Below are 14,832 nucleotides of genomic sequence, written 5' to 3'. Positions count from 1 at the left end.
CCTATGTGAATTTATATTGTTGATAACTCGTTTTTTTAGCTCAAAACGATTGGTTATAACAGATCGTAAATGAGCCGAAGTTCAACGATGTTCGTTAACATAGTCAATAAAAAAAGAAGCGCCGCACATTTTTGTGGCGCTTCTTTCGTTTAGAGGAAGCTTCTTTGAACTTTATGCCAGAAAGAATTGTTTTTAAGCTTAACAGTTTTAATGCGTTTTTCTGGGATATGAATTTGAATTTCTTGAGCATGCTGAATGCTCATTGCTTCATTGTCAATACCAATAACAGGATAATCATTACCATCCTGAATAACTTGAAGAGAAAGCGTTCTCTCATCACTTAATATAAAAGGAGAGCCGAGCGTGCGGTAATGATTATTGTTTAGTGAAGCGAGTTCACTTACTTGCATACAAGCAAGCTTAGGATCTACCACTGCACCGTTTACGGACTTATTATACGCCGTGCTTCCTGTTGGTGTGGAAACAATGAGACCATCTCCACGAAATGTTTCAAAGTGAAAATCTTCCACATAAACTTCCATGGCAAGTGTCTTAATAATTGACGAACGAATGGTGCACTCGTTCAAGCAATAGAAGGATGATTCATTGTTCACTTTTACTTCAATCGTCGGGTAACGACGAACTTCAATGCCTTCTGACAAAATGTCTCCCACCATATTTTGGATGTTGTCGATGTGGAAATCACAATAAAATCCGAGCTCACCAGTAGAAATTCCTACATAAAGGCAATCTTCTCTGAAACCTGTTTTTCTTACGGCTTGAAGGAAAGCACCATCTCCTCCAATACTTGCAATAATGCTAGCTTCTTCAGGGTTTTCTACGATATGAAAATCGTTTTTTTCTGCTAGTGCCTTTAACGGTTCTACTTTCTCCTGAATTTCTTTTGACTGCTTATAGAAAAAAAACAAATTACGCCGATTTGGCATGTAGATTCCTCCCTGTCTATCTGTTTGTCTTCTTTACTTTATCATTATCGCTTTTTAGAAAAAAGAAAAAATTATGATTTCGCTCATTTATTCAAGGCTATGAACGAGTGCGGAAAGAAGAGTAAAGTGTACTTTCTATGGTTCCCTCTCTCGACACATTAAATTTGTTCAAACGCTTCTAAGGAGTGCGATTCCTTATTTTGTATGGTATTCTCAAAAATATGAAACCAATAAGTTGGCTTCATCGTACATAAGATAGCATCAGGATATAGAGGAGGCTTACTATGAATGGAAAACGATGGATCGCCCTCGGCATTACCGTTGTTCTGATTATCGTATCAATCGTGTTTAATTTTGTTTCTAGTCTGGCATTTGGAGGATGGCAGGAAGAAATGAACACAACGGACCAATTTGCAGAGACGGTTATTGAGGAAGGTAGTAGTTCGAATAAGATTGCGGTTTTGAATGTGGAAGGAGTTATTCAAGATACTGGAACAAACACTAGTTTTCTTCCACAGTCTGGATACAATCATGCTGTGTTTATGAAACGTTTGGAGCATGCTGGGGAAGACAACAGTGTTAAAGGCATCATTTTAAGACTTAATACGCCGGGCGGCGGGGTAGTAGAAAGTGAAGAGATTCATGATAAGCTCTTAGAGATTAAAGAGAAAACGGATAAACCCATTTATGTTTCAATGGGAAGCATGACGGCTTCTGCGGGTTATTATATTTCAGCTCCAGCTGATAAAATCGTTGCGAGTCCTTCCACGATTACAGGTTCCATCGGTGTTATTATGCAGTCGATGAACTATGCAGAACTAGCTGAGAAGGTAGGAGTGAAATGGGAGACAATTAAGAGCGGTCCACATAAAGATATTATGTCTCCTAGTCGTGAAATGACTGATGAAGAACGGGACATTCTCCAATCAATGATTGATAATTCATATGATGAATTCGTTCGGGTAGTTAGTGAAGGTAGAGGAATGGATGAAAGCAAAGTAAGGGAGCTTGCTGACGGAAGAATTTATGATGGCAGGCAAGCGAAGGAAGTTAACCTTGTTGATGACCTGGGAAATCTTGAAGATACAATTGCCGGTATGAAAGAAGACGTGGGAGATCGTAAGTTACAAGTGGTGCAATATAAGCAAAACTTAGGATTAAACTCTCTCTTTGAAATGACGGCCGCTAAGCTCATGGGGCCTGATAAAGATCTCTTAGGCATCCAGCAGTTATTATCCACTCCACAATCCCCTGAGTTAATGTATTTATATTCTGAATAAGGAGGCAGGCAGAATGGATGAAACAATGAGTACGACTGCCTCTCCCGCATCTTTAGAGAAAGAAGTGAAGCACGAGCGTTTTGCTGGCTTCTGGATGCGCTTTTGGGCATATTTAGTTGATATTATTGTTGTAGCAAGTTTGAATGGAATTCTGATTACTCCTATGATCAAGGGGTTTGATCTTCCTGCTAATGAACCTGCCTATCTGCCGCTACAGGCGATATTAACAGGTATCGTGTATTACGCTTATTTTATACTGATGACTAAGTTCTTATCTCAAACGCTAGGGAAAATGCTTTTTGGTTTAAGGGTAGCCTCTGTTAAAAGCACGACTTTAACATGGGGAACGGTTATTTTTAGAGAAGGCATTGGACGATTTATTAGTAAAACAATCTTATTTGTTGGTTTCCTTGTCGTTGCTTTTACGAAAAAGAAACAAGGAATCCATGATTTGTTCGCTGATACAATTGTTGTGCACGAAGAATAAGAACATACTGAATGAATAAACCTGTCCATATTGGGCAGGTTTATTTTATACTCTATTTTCATGAATACTGTCTCAAAATAGAAAGGTATATGGGAGGAGGCTATTCATTGATTATTATTCTTGTTGCTATATTTGGCTTATTAGTGATCGCCTCCTTACCCCTTATTGTTTTTTCGACAGTAAGAGTAACGTTCACAATAGAACACTCTTCTTCAGTTGAAGAAATTCAAATAGCTGTGAAAGCCCTCTTCGGATTAGTTATTTATGAGACAACCATACCACTTGAAACGTTATTAGAAGGTGGGGAAGAGGCTGTCAAAGCAAGCAAAGAAGAAGAGGGGCTGAAAGGTGACCTCAAAGAGGTCATCCAGTTACTGAAAAAAACGCTTGGGGCTAAAACATCTGTTTTGTTTTTTCTTAGGAAGACACGATTTCGAACGATTCAATGGGAAACAAATTTTGGAATGGGAAACGCTGCAAGTACTGCAGTAGTAGCTGAACTTATTATGAATACAAAAGTCGCTATCTTCACACTTTTATCACATTACTCTAATCTTCATTCAGTCCCTCAACTCATCGTAACACCAATTTATGAAGTGAAAACGATTCAAACTTATATACGATGCATGATTACATTTAAACTGGGGCATGCTATGATCGCGGCAATTAAATTAATGAAGTCTCAAAAGAATGTGCAGGAGGCTTAGCGGTTTAGTAAGTGAAGGAGGAAAACACAAAATGCCTGAACATCCAATTGAAGGACTTATGCAGACTGCAATGGAAAATCTGAAAGACATGATTGATGTCAACACGATTATAGGTGATCCTGTCGAAACCCCTGATGGAAGCGTCATTCTAACGGTGTCAAAGGTTGGATTTGGATTTGCTGCTGGTGGTAGTGAATTTATGCTAAAGCAACAGTCCAATCAGCGTGATCAGCAAGGGCAAAGCAAAGGCGATCCTTTTGGTGGAGGTAGTGGTGGTGGTGTTTCCATAACGCCAATTGCGTTTTTAATTGTAAGTGCTGGCGATATAAAGATGATACACCTTGATAACACCACACATCTTTATGAGAGATTGCTCGATCTTGCCCCACAGGCAATTGAAAAAGTACAAAGCATTCTTCAGAATATGAATCATGAGACTAAGGGAAGAAGAGGAAACGATCACCAAAGCGATTCACAATCTTCGCGACATACATCCCAAGGAAAACACCTCTTCCGTGGTCATAAGAGACAGCAGGATGACGATAAGCAGGATTTGGATTTTTAAGCTACTTTTAATTAAAGTAGCTTTTTTATATGGTCTTTAGATTCGATTCTTCTGCCATTGTGGGTTATTCTAGAAAACTAAGTTGCATTAATCGAACATAAATACCTCTGATTCATAAAAACTGAGCTAGAAAGCCTTAGCTGATTTCTTGAAATCAGAAGCGATGGCATATATGATGAAAACAGTCGTACATACGACCAATTATGAAGGAGGTATGAACATGGCTAATATTACATTTAAAGAAACGCCGATGACACTTTTAGGGGAAGAAGTAAAAGCGGGGGACAAAGCGCCTGATTTTACTGTTCTTGCTAATGATCTATCTGAAAAAACGCTTGATGATTATGCAGGTATTCGTCTCATTAGTGTCGTACCATCACTAGATACAGGCGTTTGTGATGCTCAAACACGTAAATTTAACGAAGAAGCTGCTAAGCTTGATAACGTGAAAGTGTTAACAATTAGCGCTGACCTCCCATTTGCACAGAAGCGCTGGTGCGGTGCTGCTGGAATTGAAGATGCTATTACTTTATCTGATCATCGCGATCTTTCATTTGGTAAAGCTTTTGGCGTAGCGATGGAAGAGCTTCGTTTATTAGCAAGAGCTGTTTTTGTAGTAAACAGTAAGGACGAAGTTGTATACACAGAATATGTTAGTGAAGCAACAAATCACCCAGATTATGACGCTGCACTTAACGCCGCTAAGCAAGCTGAATAATGTAAACAAACATGGCAAGGACTTCGATGACGTGATCGGAGTCCTTTTTTAACGGAATTGTATTGTGATCTATAATTCATAGACGTTAGTGTAGAAAACTCTCGATTAGCCATAAACTTTTGCAAAGTATAAAAAGTCTCTCTCGTAACAGATGATCTTCCGATGTTGCGAAAGAACTCAAGACTGTTTACAATAGAGACGGCGAACTGATAGGAGGCCAATCAATGACCGAACTAACTGTAGAAAATTTATATAACGTGCTTGATGAATCGACGCTAGTTATTCAAAATAAATTGGAAATGTCGTATCTTGAAGCTCTCGTTGAGACAGGTTTAAACATATTTGAAAATAAAGTATTACAAGAGGAACTAGATACGGATACCGTTGTCCGTCTTAAAGCTCTTTATGATTCATGTGATCTTGAGGATGCTAAGAAAGAAACAGTGCGTAAAGGGATCCAGCTTGCACTTCTGAAAGGGATGAAGAAAGGAATTCAGCCTCATCATGCCATGACTCCAGATAGTGTTGCGCATTTAATCGGTTATCTTGTGAAAAAATATAAAGATGTATTAAATATAGAGGAAATGAAAATTCTTGATCCTGCAGTAGGAACAGGAAATTTACTCACTTCTGTTCTAAACCAATTAGAAGGTGAGAAAGTTGAAGCATTCGGGGCGGAACCAGATGATCTTTTATTACATTTAGGTTTTGTTAATGCGAATTTGCAAAAACACCAGGTAGAATTTCTTCACCAGGATAGCGTAAAGCCACTTTATATTCCCCAGGTTAATACGATCGTAACTGATTTACCTGTTGGTTACTATCCCCATGAGGAAGCATCTGCAAAATACGAATTAAAAGCAGAAGAAGGGATGTCTTACGTTCACCATCTTCTTATCGAACAAAGCTTAAATATGACAGAAGAGTCTGGCATGCTCTTCTTTATGATTCCAAACTTTCTCTTTGGAGATGATGGAGCCAAGCAAGTGAGGAATTTGCTAAATGATCGCTCTGTTATCCACGGCATTATTCAATTGCCTACAAGTTTATTTGCGAATGAGTCGCAAGCTAAAAGTATTCTTGTTACTCAGAAAAAAGGAGAACATACGTTAAAGCCTAAACAAGTTATGATGGCAAAGCTTCCATCCTTCTCCAATCGTGAAGCGATGTTGAACATGATGCAGCAGATTAACGGGTGGTTTTCACAGCTTTCTTAAAGGTTATGAAACGTTTACAAATCTGAATTGGCGGAATACTTGAATGTAAGCGGTTTTCACCTTGAATAAAGTAATGGACGATGTTTAAATAATAAGAGTGCTAAAGATAGAAGGGTCTTACCCTTCTATTTTCGTGTCGTATTCTAATTTTATTGAATTAAAGGAGCTGTCACATATGGCGAAAATAATCGCAATCAACGCCGGTAGTTCTTCGTTGAAGTTTCAACTATTAAATATGCCGGAAGAAACTGTTATCACTAAAGGACTCGTGGAGAGAATCGGCCTTGATGACGCCATTTTTACAATAGAAGTGAACGGTGAAAAGAAAGAAGAAATTACTGATATTCCTGATCATGGAGTTGCGGTTAAAATGCTATTAGATAAGCTGATTAGCTTCTCCATTATCTCTTCCTATAATGAAATTGAAGGTGTTGGACACCGTGTGGTTCACGGCGGTGAGAAATTTGATGACTCTGCATTGATTACGGATGATGTACTAGCTAGCATTGAAGAAGTATCAGAGCTTGCGCCATTGCATAACCCCGCTCACCTTGTTGGGATTCGTGCATTCCGTGAAATTCTACCAGATGTTCCATCTGTAGCCGTATTTGATACAGCTTTCCATCAGTCTATGCCTGAGCAGTCGTTCCTATATAGTCTCCCTTACGATTATTATAAAGATTATGGTATTCGTAAGTACGGCTTCCACGGAACTTCTCACCAGTATGTTTCAGAGAGAGCGGCAGAGATGCTTGGTCGCCCGCTTGATCAATTGCGTCTCCTTTCTTGCCACCTTGGTAACGGTGCGAGTATTGCAGCTATTCAAGGCGGAAAGTCAATTGATACATCAATGGGCTTCACTCCACTAGCTGGTGTAACAATGGGAACTCGTTCAGGTAACATTGACCCTGCTTTGATTCCATTTATTATGGATAAGACTGGTCAAACAGCAGAAGAAGTAATGAATACATTGAATAAGAAAAGTGGTCTTCTTGGAGTGTCTGGTTTCTCAAGTGATCTTCGCGATATCACTAGTAAAGCAGAAGCTGGAAATGAACGTGCTGAATTAGCACTAGAAGTATTTACTTCTCGTATTCATAAATACATTGGGTCTTATGCAGCGCGCATGTCAGGACTAGACGCTATTATTTTCACAGCAGGTATCGGTGAAAATAGTGATGCTGTTCGTGCACGTGTACTTCGTGGCCTTGAATTTATGGGCGTATATTGGGATCCAGCTCTAAATAAGGTGAAGGGGAAAGAAGCTTTCATTAACTACCCTCACTCACCTGTCAAAGTAATGATTATTCCTACTAATGAGGAAGTCGTCATTGCGCGTGATACAGTTAGGCTTTCAAAATAGACTTTAGAGAAACAGCGTATCTTAACAGATGCGCTGTTCTTTTTTTACTCCTTATTCCACCTTTGTTGGAAGTTTTTGATTGGAAAAGCTACAATATAGGAAAGAGTTGTAAGGGAGTGAATTTGAATGGTGTGGACAGATAGAGAACAAAAAAGAATGAACGGCATAATTCAATGGGAGGAAGAGCACTTTACGCATCATGCAACGGACGTAGAGCGCACTTTCCAGAAATGGTATGACTATCAGCTTAATCAGCTAGAGTCACCAACGAAAAACCGTTTGTATGCTGTAATTGATTCAGCTCTTTTTCATATGCATTCGCTTATACAAAACTCACAATCGCAAGTGGATGCCAGTCATCGATTGTTAACGGATGCAAGGTTATTTGATCCTAAAATTGAACAAATTCAGGATATGAAAAACCTCTCGATTGATCACCTTGTTTACATAGCAGATCAACAAATTGCCCGTCAGCGAATGGTATCATTTGCTCAAGGAGGACTTGCTGGAACGGGGAGTTTTCTACTGCTGGGTCTTGATATACCTGCTGTACTTGCTATTAACTTGCGTACTGTTCAGCTAATAGCGATGACATATGGCTATCCAGTAAACTATCCTTCCGAAATGATGATCGCTCTTAAAGTATTTCACATGGCAACATTACCGAAAGTGCTACAAGAACAAGCCTGGAAAACGTTAGAGGAAGAGATAAAGCATGAGCAAACGCATCCTTATTTTTATGAAGGGCCTGAAGAAATTGCAGACGGAAATTGGCTACAAGGACCAATGAAGCAAATTATAAAGGGAACTGTTCTTATGATGTTAAGGAAAAAAGTAATTCAAGGAATACCGCTTCTTGGAATTGCCATGGGAGCGGGAGTGAACTATAGATTTGCGCGAACGGTAAGTGAAACCGCACATAAATTTTATCAGAAACGTTTCTTGAATGAGCTTGAAAAGGGGGACGTAGGATGAGTGCAGAAGATCACAAAAAAGATGCACCATTGATTCGAGCTCTCATTGTAACCGTGAGCGATACAAGGACAGTTGAAACGGATAAAAGCGGAGATGTTATTTATTCCTTACTTGAAGAAAACAATCATATGGTTGGGCAAATGAAAATCGTAATAGATGAACAAGAAGAGATCCGCCAGGCGATTCAAAAAGGTATAGATGATAAAGACGTTGATGTTGTGCTATTAAATGGTGGAACTGGAATATCCAAAAGAGATGTTACGTATGAAGTTGTTGAAGCTATACTCGAAAAGGAGCTTGCGGGATTTGGAGAACTATTCCGCATGATTAGCTATACAGATGATATTGGTACTCCAGCGATGCTTAGTAGAGCCATTGGTGGGGTGACAGGTGAAACGGCAATATTTGCTATGCCTGGGTCTTCAGGAGCAGTCAAATTAGCAATGTCGCGATTACTGCTACCGGAGTTGCCGCATATTGTCCGTGAGCTCCATAAATAAAGAATGTCTTGTAACGAAATTTATGTGACCATCCATTCCGATTTCAGATTCAATCATCCTATTTTTAGAAGCATTTTTCATCCTTGCTTTGGAAACAATATAAGCGCAAGTCCGAAATGATAGGAGGATGTCTTATGGCTGATAAGAAAAAGGAACTGATTTACGATGAGAATGGCGAAATGGCCGTGCATCAGCAGTTGAGTGAATCATACCAGAGTGGTGTCATTGATCAAGAAGAAACTAAAAAAACAAAAGAATTACCACGGAAAGCTGACAGGAAAAGTTATTATTAAAAAGCAAAAAGTTCATGCTGAGCGCATGAACTTTTTTATTTATGATCGTTTTGAATTGCTGTTTCTAATGGAACTTCACCATGATTAACGAACTGGGAAGTAACGAAAAGCGAGATAACATCCACCAGTTAGGAAAAATGAGAGAAAACCTGGTGAATAGGATGCAGGAAGAATAATGTAAAAGATAAGACCAATTAAAATCGCGACAAACCCTGGTCGATTCAAGAGCTTGGCCTTCTCAGATAATTCCTGGAGCATCGCTGAAGTAAACCTTCCTTTTTTCACAATAATAAAATCAGTCACGATTACAGCTGATAACGGGATAACGAAGGCTCCAAGAAGTGAAATAAATGACTCGGCCTGGTTAACAAAAGTAGGGAATCCACTTAATATAACAGCGGCACAACCTAGTAATACCGCACTTTTTACTCGACCAAGAGAGGGGAATGTATTAAGCAGACTATATCCTCCTGTATAAGCATTGCTAATGTTAATCATAATCATCGAGCAAAGGGCTGAAGCAAAAATGAGTATCAATAGGAGTGGTGACTGTGTTTGTTGACTCGTGATTAAAAATGGGTTCCACGTACTAGCTACTGAAGCGGTGTAGGCTCCGAGTAGTGCTGTTAATGTGAAACCAATCGTATTTCCTGAGAAGATTCCCCAGAATGCATGCTGAGTGGATTTTGCGTACCTTGCCATGTCTGAAGAACTACTAACACCTGATACATACTGCACAAAAGCGAGGCTGGCAAAGAAAAAGAAAGAGCCTAGTTCAGGACCGTGTTTAACTGATAGAACGGTTGAGTAACTCTTCCCGTTAATAGGAGTCTGAGAATACACAAACAACATGGCAACTCCTCCGGCAAATAGAAGAGGGAGAAAGTACCTTGTGGCTTTTTTGACGGCATTGAATCCTATTAATGCAAGTAAAGCCATTACTGAAGCGAGAAATAGAGATGTTGGTAGAAAAAGAAGGTCGATTGAAAAAGCACGTTTCATCAGCTCTACAACCATATAAGTACCTCCAATGGTTTGTACAGAAAACCAATAGAGCGACGTGATGGTTCTTACGGGAGAGGCGAAGTATTGAGCTCCTTTCAGACCAACAAAAGCTCTTACTGCATACTGTGAAGGGATACCTCGACGTGCCCCTGGAAAAGAAAGGTAAGACACGAAAAGGAATGCAAGACTTGCTCCAAATACAGTGGCGAGAACTGCCCATACAAAACTAAGGCCGCCTTCGAGGACGGCGAGAGCTGGGACGAGAAAGTTACCGGCATTGACAGAAACGGTCATTTGAATCATGGCATACTCATACCATCTTGTTGTGCGTAATTTTTCTGGGACTGATTCAAGCCCATAACGCTCAATTTGAATAGTAGAAGAGGTTTTGCTTAGACTGCTCATATTATCTCCTTTAAAGTTACGGACTTATCTTTATTTTAGTTCGCAAAAAAGAATGAAGCAATCCTGATTGCTCGGTTAGGAATAATATTTGCTGTTTACACTCAGCATAAGGGTGAGGTGATTAATAATGAAAAAGTTTGTTGTCATAACCTTTGCTATTTACTTGTGTCTATTTACAATTCGAGCAGAGGCTTCTACATTAGAAAACAGCTTCTCGTTTAAATGTATGGTAGTAACAAATGGAGTTGAACATGAATGGGAATTTTCCAGTCCGAACGAATTTGAGGTAGAGAATGGAACGGTCGTTGAGAAAGGTGATCGTGCAAAAGACGAAGTAGAGGCGTTATTTCAGCATTTGGAAGTAACTGAAATCGCGCGCGTAGAGGAATTAGTAAAGAAAATGGACACCTTTGGTTATAAAAATGCAGAGCGATTTGAGTTGAAATGGATGGATGCAAGTGGAAGATTATATACTTGGGTCTGGAACCAAAACGATCGGTAGACTTTGAATAGCGGTTTCGTTAAGATGAGGAAAGACGTGAAAGGAGCCGCATTCAAGTGAAGAATAGTTTTGCAGTCGTTTTAGGTGGTGCAATTGGTGCTACACTACGAGCGGTGGTGGGAACCATATTGAATGGCAGTCCCTTATCGACTTTTATAGTAAATATAGTAGGTTCCATTATCCTTGGGTTTTTCTATCAATACAATCATTCAAACAATCGCTTTTCAGAGCCAGCGAAAAAAATGATTGCAACTGGCATGATAGGATCATTTACGACTTTTTCAACCTACTCCCTTGATCTTTTGGTCTACATAAAAGATGGTCAGTTTATTAAGATGGGCCTTTATGGGGGCGGCACTATTGTAAGTGGAATTCTAAGTGTCTTCCTTGGAGTCTTACTAGCTAAAAGAACGAGGAAGGTGACGTAATGGAGTGGTTAATGATTGCGATCGGTGGAGGTATAGGGGCATGGCTTCGATATATAACGGCATTAATAGTTAACCGATGGAACACTTCTCAATTCCCGCTAGCCACTCTACTTGTTAACCTCATAGGAAGTTTCATACTAGGGATGGCTTTCGGAGCAGGCGATTGGGGGACTGGGATATCGACTGGATTTCTCGGAGCACTAACGACTTTTTCCACCTTTATGTACGAGGCTTTTGAACTAGGCTCAATAAAGCTTTGGCTTTCTGTTACATATATATCAATTAGCTTAATTGGCGGGTTGTTAATGGTGGCAGTGGGGTATATGATAATGGTGTAAAAATATTCCGATAACTAATACGATCTATTGATGAAATAGATTCACCCCTTAAGTCATTCCCTCATTTAATGGTATTAAATGTTATACAATAGAGGTAACAGTATATGGCTCGTTAGAGATAAAGGAGGAGTATCAATGCATATTGGAGTGCCTGTTGAGGTTAAAAACAATGAGAACCGTGTAGCAATGACCCCTGCTGGCGTATTGACCTTAACGCGATTAGGTCATGAAGTTTATATCGAAAAAGGAGCGGGCGTTGGATCTGGTTTTGGGGATGATCAGTACCTTGAAGCTGGAGCTCATCTAGTAGAGACGGCCGCTGAAGCGTGGTCGAAGGAAATGGTCATGAAAGTAAAGGAACCACTTCGAGAGGAGTATGTCTACTTTCGTGAGGGTTTGATTTTATTTACATATCTTCATCTTGCTGCAGAATCAGAATTAACCAGGGCTCTTGTAGAAAAAAAAGTTATCGGAATTGCCTATGAAACCGTTCAGTTACCAAATGGCTCGCTACCTCTTTTGACACCCATGAGTGAAGTTGCTGGTCGGATGGCGGCTCAAATAGGGGCTCAATTTCTTGAGAAACCTAAAGGAGGACTCGGTATTCTTCTGGGCGGTGTCCCTGGGGTTAAAAGAGGTAAAGTAACGGTTATTGGTGGAGGAGTCGTCGGAACGAACGCAGCGAAAATTGCGATGGGGCTTGGTGCCGATGTGACAATTATGGATTTAAGTCCAGAACGAATGCGTCAGCTTGATGACATTTTTGGTACTGAGATTAATACGATGATGTCCAATCCACTTAATATAACAGAAGCCGTGAAAGAATCAGATTTAGTGATTGGTGCAGTGCTTATTCCAGGGGCAAAAGCACCGAAGCTTGTAACAGAAGAGATGATCAAAGAAATGAAGGCGGGCTCTGTTATTGTTGATGTAGCAATTGATCAGGGAGGTATTTTCGAAACAACCGATCGTATCACAACTCATGACAACCCGACATACACAAAATATGATGTTGTTCATTATGCGGTAGCGAATATGCCTGGAGCTGTTCCGCGTACATCAACCATTGCCTTAACGAATGTGACTGTACCTTATGCCGCTCAGCTTGCGAATAAAGGTTATAAAAAAGCCTGTCTTGAAAATGAACCTTTGCTAAAAGGAATTAATACGATGGACGGATTTGTAACGTACGAAGCAGTAGCTGAAGCCCATCAGCTCACATATAAAAATGCTCGCTCACTCCTTGAAAAATAGAAGTAGAAATAAAGCAGCTAACCGTTAGCTGCTTTATTTTTTTATCGTATTAAAAAGCTTAGAAATTTTCATCAGCGTTGAAGGGTTTTTATATAGTTATACGAATCATAAGAGAGGGAGGTGAATCATCAAATGGCTTTTTGGAGTAAAAAAAGCATTAAAAACAATCCGCAACATTCAATCGGGATAATAGATGCAAGCCTTCATGAGATACGACAGGCTGTCGGAGCATTTGCTGAAAAGAAAAGAGATGGGATCTCGTTGAAAGTATTGGTAAAAGAAAATAATGAACTTGATTCTTCTCTCCTCGCTCCCCATCTTGGAGGCATTCCTTCTAAATCATTTTATATGTCAAAAGAGACATTCGAACTCTTTGAAGAGGAAAACCGTCACATTCCTTTTTGGATTGATGCAGTGCAAAGAGCGGTAGATGCATACATTCGTTCTGAAAAAGCACCTCCAATTATTGAAGGAGACCCGTATAAAAAAATTAGTTTTTTTAAGCTAGAGAAAAAAGCTCTTTTAACAGAACGACCGCCACTGGATTTCTATTTTACAGAACAGGAAAGTATGGTTACACATAGAAAACGGGAAAAATAACGGGAACATTTTTCTCGATCATTCGTATGAAAGAGAGGATGGGAGGTCGCGGTATGAGTTTTTTATCAAAGTTTTTTGGAAAGAAAGAAGAGAAGAAGGTAGAAGAAAGAACGGTTTTTACGATTCAGGTAGGAGATATCATCACATATGATCTTGAGGATTATGAGGTTGTGGGGACGCTAACATATCATAATAAAGGTTACGAATGGCAAGCATACCAGTTAATCTCAGGATCATCTTCGATCTGGCTTAGTGTTGAAATGGATGATGAACTAGAGCTAGGCATTTATCGAAATGTAAAAGAAAAAATCTCGAAACCAATTCCTGAAGAAATAAGCATTGATTCCGTTACTTATTATAAAGAGGAACATGGTTACGCAAAGGTGACGGGCAATGGACGAGGAAGTAATCTAGATGGACAGGAAGTCGAGTATTATGATTTTTCCAATGAAGATGAATCAAGTTATCTATCCATTGAAGTCTGGGGTTCCGAAGTAGAAGTGAGTAAAGGTTACGCGATTGAAGATTATGAAATCAAAATTCTTGCTGGAAGCAAATGAGAGGATGAAAGCGAATGTTTAAAATGTTTAAAAGAGTAAAAACGATTATGTCTTCTGAATTAAACGCTGCACTTGATAAAGCGGAGGATCCCGTAAAAATGCTAGAGCAATTTATGAGGGATATGGAAGCGGATATAAGAGAAGCAGAAACCGCTGTTGCAAAACAAATCTCTAATGAAAAGATGTTAAAGAAAAAATGGGACGATGCTAATTCTATGGTGACTAAGCGTCAGGGGCAAGCTGAGAAAGCTCTCCAAACTGATAACGATGATCTTGCAAGAAGAGCGCTTCAGGATAAGAAAGATCATGAAGCCAAAGCGGAAACATTAAAGGTATCGTACGAAAGAGCAAAAGCTGACGCCGACTCTCTTCGCTCAAAATTAGATGAAATGAAAGAAGAATATCGTCAAATGCAACTGAAGAAAGATAGTTTGAAGGCTCGAGCTGAGTCAGCTAAAACAAAAACAAAAATGAATCGCGCCATGTCTGATATTGGTGGTGATGATTCTAAACGAGGATTTGAGCGTATGGAAGAAAAGGTCCTTCAATATGAGGCAGAAGCTGAAACAAGTGAAGATATGCGTTCCAAAAATCGTTCGCTTGATGATGAGCTTGAGGCCCTCGATAAAAATAATGGAATCGATGATGAATTAGCTGAGCTAAAGAAAAAAATGGGGAAAGAATAACC

The 14,832-nt window shown here is 39.6% G+C and carries 19 protein-coding genes; 17 read left to right on the top strand and 2 right to left on the bottom strand.

Annotated elements, in window-relative coordinates; all coding sequences use genetic code 11:
- Positions 1–149: 149 nt before the first annotated feature.
- Positions 150–947 (bottom strand): NAD kinase, encoded by a 798-nt coding sequence (locus tag AC0VYH_RS16270; protein ID WP_475365615.1) that lies wholly within the window; start codon positions 945–947, stop codon positions 150–152.
- A 284-nt stretch (positions 948–1,231) separates the two neighbouring features.
- Between AC0VYH_RS16270 and sppA the strand changes: the two genes are divergently transcribed.
- The 10 genes from sppA to AC0VYH_RS16220 all read left to right on the top strand — a co-directional run bounded on the left by sppA (position 1,232) and on the right by AC0VYH_RS16220 (position 9,052).
- A complete protein-coding gene (gene sppA, locus AC0VYH_RS16265) occupies positions 1,232–2,227 on the top strand; it encodes a signal peptide peptidase SppA (RefSeq protein ID WP_475365614.1) in 996 nt (331 codons plus the stop codon).
- Positions 2,228–2,240: 13 nt separating this feature from the next.
- Positions 2,241–2,714, top strand: coding sequence for an RDD family protein (locus AC0VYH_RS16260; RefSeq protein WP_430241457.1), 474 nt, complete (start codon positions 2,241–2,243; stop codon positions 2,712–2,714).
- Positions 2,715–2,821: 107 nt separating this feature from the next.
- Entirely contained in the window at positions 2,822–3,421 is a 600-nt protein-coding gene (locus AC0VYH_RS16255; RefSeq protein WP_430241455.1) for a DUF2953 domain-containing protein, read from the top strand.
- Positions 3,422–3,452: 31 nt separating this feature from the next.
- Positions 3,453–3,986, top strand: coding sequence for a GerW family sporulation protein (ytfJ, locus tag AC0VYH_RS16250; RefSeq protein WP_194219270.1), 534 nt, complete (start codon positions 3,453–3,455; stop codon positions 3,984–3,986).
- A 220-nt stretch (positions 3,987–4,206) separates the two neighbouring features.
- Positions 4,207–4,704: a thiol peroxidase gene (gene tpx, locus AC0VYH_RS16245; RefSeq protein WP_194219271.1), complete on the top strand. Its 498-nt coding sequence runs from the start codon at positions 4,207–4,209 to the stop codon at positions 4,702–4,704.
- 224 nt (positions 4,705–4,928) lie between these two features.
- Positions 4,929–5,921 (top strand): class I SAM-dependent methyltransferase, encoded by a 993-nt coding sequence (locus AC0VYH_RS16240; RefSeq protein ID WP_430241452.1) that lies wholly within the window; start codon positions 4,929–4,931, stop codon positions 5,919–5,921.
- A 175-nt stretch (positions 5,922–6,096) separates the two neighbouring features.
- Positions 6,097–7,284 carry an acetate kinase gene (locus AC0VYH_RS16235; protein WP_475365613.1) on the top strand — a complete coding sequence of 396 codons (1,188 nt, stop codon included), beginning with the start codon at positions 6,097–6,099 and terminating at the stop codon, positions 7,282–7,284.
- Positions 7,285–7,410: 126 nt separating this feature from the next.
- The gene (locus AC0VYH_RS16230) at positions 7,411–8,259 is read left to right on the top strand and encodes an EcsC family protein (protein ID WP_430241447.1); all 849 of its coding nucleotides are present in this window, start codon (positions 7,411–7,413) and stop codon (positions 8,257–8,259) included.
- On the top strand, positions 8,256–8,759 hold the full coding sequence (locus AC0VYH_RS16225; protein ID WP_475365612.1) for a MogA/MoaB family molybdenum cofactor biosynthesis protein: 504 nt from the start codon (positions 8,256–8,258) through the stop codon (positions 8,757–8,759). The genes AC0VYH_RS16230 and AC0VYH_RS16225 overlap by 4 nt, the downstream gene beginning before the upstream one ends.
- Positions 8,760–8,893: 134 nt before the next feature.
- On the top strand, positions 8,894–9,052 hold the full coding sequence (locus tag AC0VYH_RS16220) for a hypothetical protein (RefSeq protein ID WP_226614667.1): 159 nt from the start codon (positions 8,894–8,896) through the stop codon (positions 9,050–9,052).
- A gap of 84 nt (positions 9,053–9,136) precedes the next feature.
- Here AC0VYH_RS16220 and AC0VYH_RS16215 read toward each other — a convergent pair whose 3' ends face one another.
- On the bottom strand, positions 9,137–10,462 hold the full coding sequence (locus tag AC0VYH_RS16215) for a purine-cytosine permease family protein (protein WP_475365611.1): 1,326 nt from the start codon (positions 10,460–10,462) through the stop codon (positions 9,137–9,139).
- Positions 10,463–10,589: 127 nt separating this feature from the next.
- Between AC0VYH_RS16215 and AC0VYH_RS16210 the strand changes: the two genes are divergently transcribed.
- The 7 genes from AC0VYH_RS16210 (at position 10,590) to AC0VYH_RS16180 (ending at position 14,830) form a co-directional block, all read left to right on the top strand.
- On the top strand, positions 10,590–10,964 hold the full coding sequence (locus AC0VYH_RS16210; protein ID WP_194219278.1) for a hypothetical protein: 375 nt from the start codon (positions 10,590–10,592) through the stop codon (positions 10,962–10,964).
- 56 nt (positions 10,965–11,020) lie between these two features.
- Positions 11,021–11,392: a fluoride efflux transporter FluC gene (locus tag AC0VYH_RS16205; RefSeq protein WP_475365610.1), complete on the top strand. Its 372-nt coding sequence runs from the start codon at positions 11,021–11,023 to the stop codon at positions 11,390–11,392.
- Complete coding sequence (locus AC0VYH_RS16200) at positions 11,392–11,730, top strand: fluoride efflux transporter FluC (protein WP_475365609.1); 339 nt, start codon at positions 11,392–11,394, stop codon at positions 11,728–11,730. The genes AC0VYH_RS16205 and AC0VYH_RS16200 overlap by 1 nt, the downstream gene beginning before the upstream one ends.
- A gap of 135 nt (positions 11,731–11,865) precedes the next feature.
- The gene (ald, locus tag AC0VYH_RS16195; RefSeq protein WP_475365608.1) at positions 11,866–12,984 is read left to right on the top strand and encodes an alanine dehydrogenase; all 1,119 of its coding nucleotides are present in this window, start codon (positions 11,866–11,868) and stop codon (positions 12,982–12,984) included.
- 132 nt (positions 12,985–13,116) lie between these two features.
- Positions 13,117–13,584, top strand: a complete 468-nt coding sequence (locus tag AC0VYH_RS16190; protein WP_475365607.1) for a DUF3939 domain-containing protein — start codon at positions 13,117–13,119, stop codon at positions 13,582–13,584.
- A 53-nt stretch (positions 13,585–13,637) separates the two neighbouring features.
- Positions 13,638–14,144, top strand: a complete 507-nt coding sequence (locus AC0VYH_RS16185; protein WP_475365606.1) for a DUF4178 domain-containing protein — start codon at positions 13,638–13,640, stop codon at positions 14,142–14,144.
- A 14-nt stretch (positions 14,145–14,158) separates the two neighbouring features.
- Positions 14,159–14,830: a PspA/IM30 family protein gene (locus AC0VYH_RS16180; protein WP_430241435.1), complete on the top strand. Its 672-nt coding sequence runs from the start codon at positions 14,159–14,161 to the stop codon at positions 14,828–14,830.
- Positions 14,831–14,832 lie beyond the last annotated feature (2 nt).

The sequence above is a fragment of the Anaerobacillus sp. QJM3NY_32 genome (assembly GCF_056173645.1).
This window is presented reverse-complemented; position numbering and strand designations above follow the sequence as displayed.

What these genes read in the sequence shown, in the direction of transcription:
- AC0VYH_RS16235 (WP_475365613.1), top strand. Translation starts at nt 6,097, where the DNA reads ATGGCGAAAATAATCGCAATCAACGCCGGTAGTTCTTCGTTGAAGTTT.
- AC0VYH_RS16210 (WP_194219278.1), top strand. Translation starts at nt 10,590, where the DNA reads ATGAAAAAGTTTGTTGTCATAACCTTTGCTATTTACTTGTGTCTATTT.
- AC0VYH_RS16240 (WP_430241452.1), top strand. Translation starts at nt 4,929, where the DNA reads ATGACCGAACTAACTGTAGAAAATTTATATAACGTGCTTGATGAATCG.
- ald (WP_475365608.1), top strand. Translation starts at nt 11,866, where the DNA reads ATGCATATTGGAGTGCCTGTTGAGGTTAAAAACAATGAGAACCGTGTA.
- sppA (WP_475365614.1), top strand. Translation starts at nt 1,232, where the DNA reads ATGAATGGAAAACGATGGATCGCCCTCGGCATTACCGTTGTTCTGATT.
- tpx (WP_194219271.1), top strand. Translation starts at nt 4,207, where the DNA reads ATGGCTAATATTACATTTAAAGAAACGCCGATGACACTTTTAGGGGAA.
- AC0VYH_RS16225 (WP_475365612.1), top strand. Translation starts at nt 8,256, where the DNA reads ATGAGTGCAGAAGATCACAAAAAAGATGCACCATTGATTCGAGCTCTC.
- AC0VYH_RS16185 (WP_475365606.1), top strand. Translation starts at nt 13,638, where the DNA reads ATGAGTTTTTTATCAAAGTTTTTTGGAAAGAAAGAAGAGAAGAAGGTA.
- AC0VYH_RS16215 (WP_475365611.1), bottom strand. Translation starts at nt 10,462, where the DNA reads ATGAGCAGTCTAAGCAAAACCTCTTCTACTATTCAAATTGAGCGTTAT.
- AC0VYH_RS16220 (WP_226614667.1), top strand. Translation starts at nt 8,894, where the DNA reads ATGGCTGATAAGAAAAAGGAACTGATTTACGATGAGAATGGCGAAATG.
- AC0VYH_RS16190 (WP_475365607.1), top strand. Translation starts at nt 13,117, where the DNA reads ATGGCTTTTTGGAGTAAAAAAAGCATTAAAAACAATCCGCAACATTCA.
- AC0VYH_RS16230 (WP_430241447.1), top strand. Translation starts at nt 7,411, where the DNA reads ATGGTGTGGACAGATAGAGAACAAAAAAGAATGAACGGCATAATTCAA.
- ytfJ (WP_194219270.1), top strand. Translation starts at nt 3,453, where the DNA reads ATGCCTGAACATCCAATTGAAGGACTTATGCAGACTGCAATGGAAAAT.
- AC0VYH_RS16180 (WP_430241435.1), top strand. Translation starts at nt 14,159, where the DNA reads ATGTTTAAAATGTTTAAAAGAGTAAAAACGATTATGTCTTCTGAATTA.
- AC0VYH_RS16270 (WP_475365615.1), bottom strand. Translation starts at nt 947, where the DNA reads ATGCCAAATCGGCGTAATTTGTTTTTTTTCTATAAGCAGTCAAAAGAA.
- AC0VYH_RS16260 (WP_430241457.1), top strand. Translation starts at nt 2,241, where the DNA reads ATGGATGAAACAATGAGTACGACTGCCTCTCCCGCATCTTTAGAGAAA.
- AC0VYH_RS16200 (WP_475365609.1), top strand. Translation starts at nt 11,392, where the DNA reads ATGGAGTGGTTAATGATTGCGATCGGTGGAGGTATAGGGGCATGGCTT.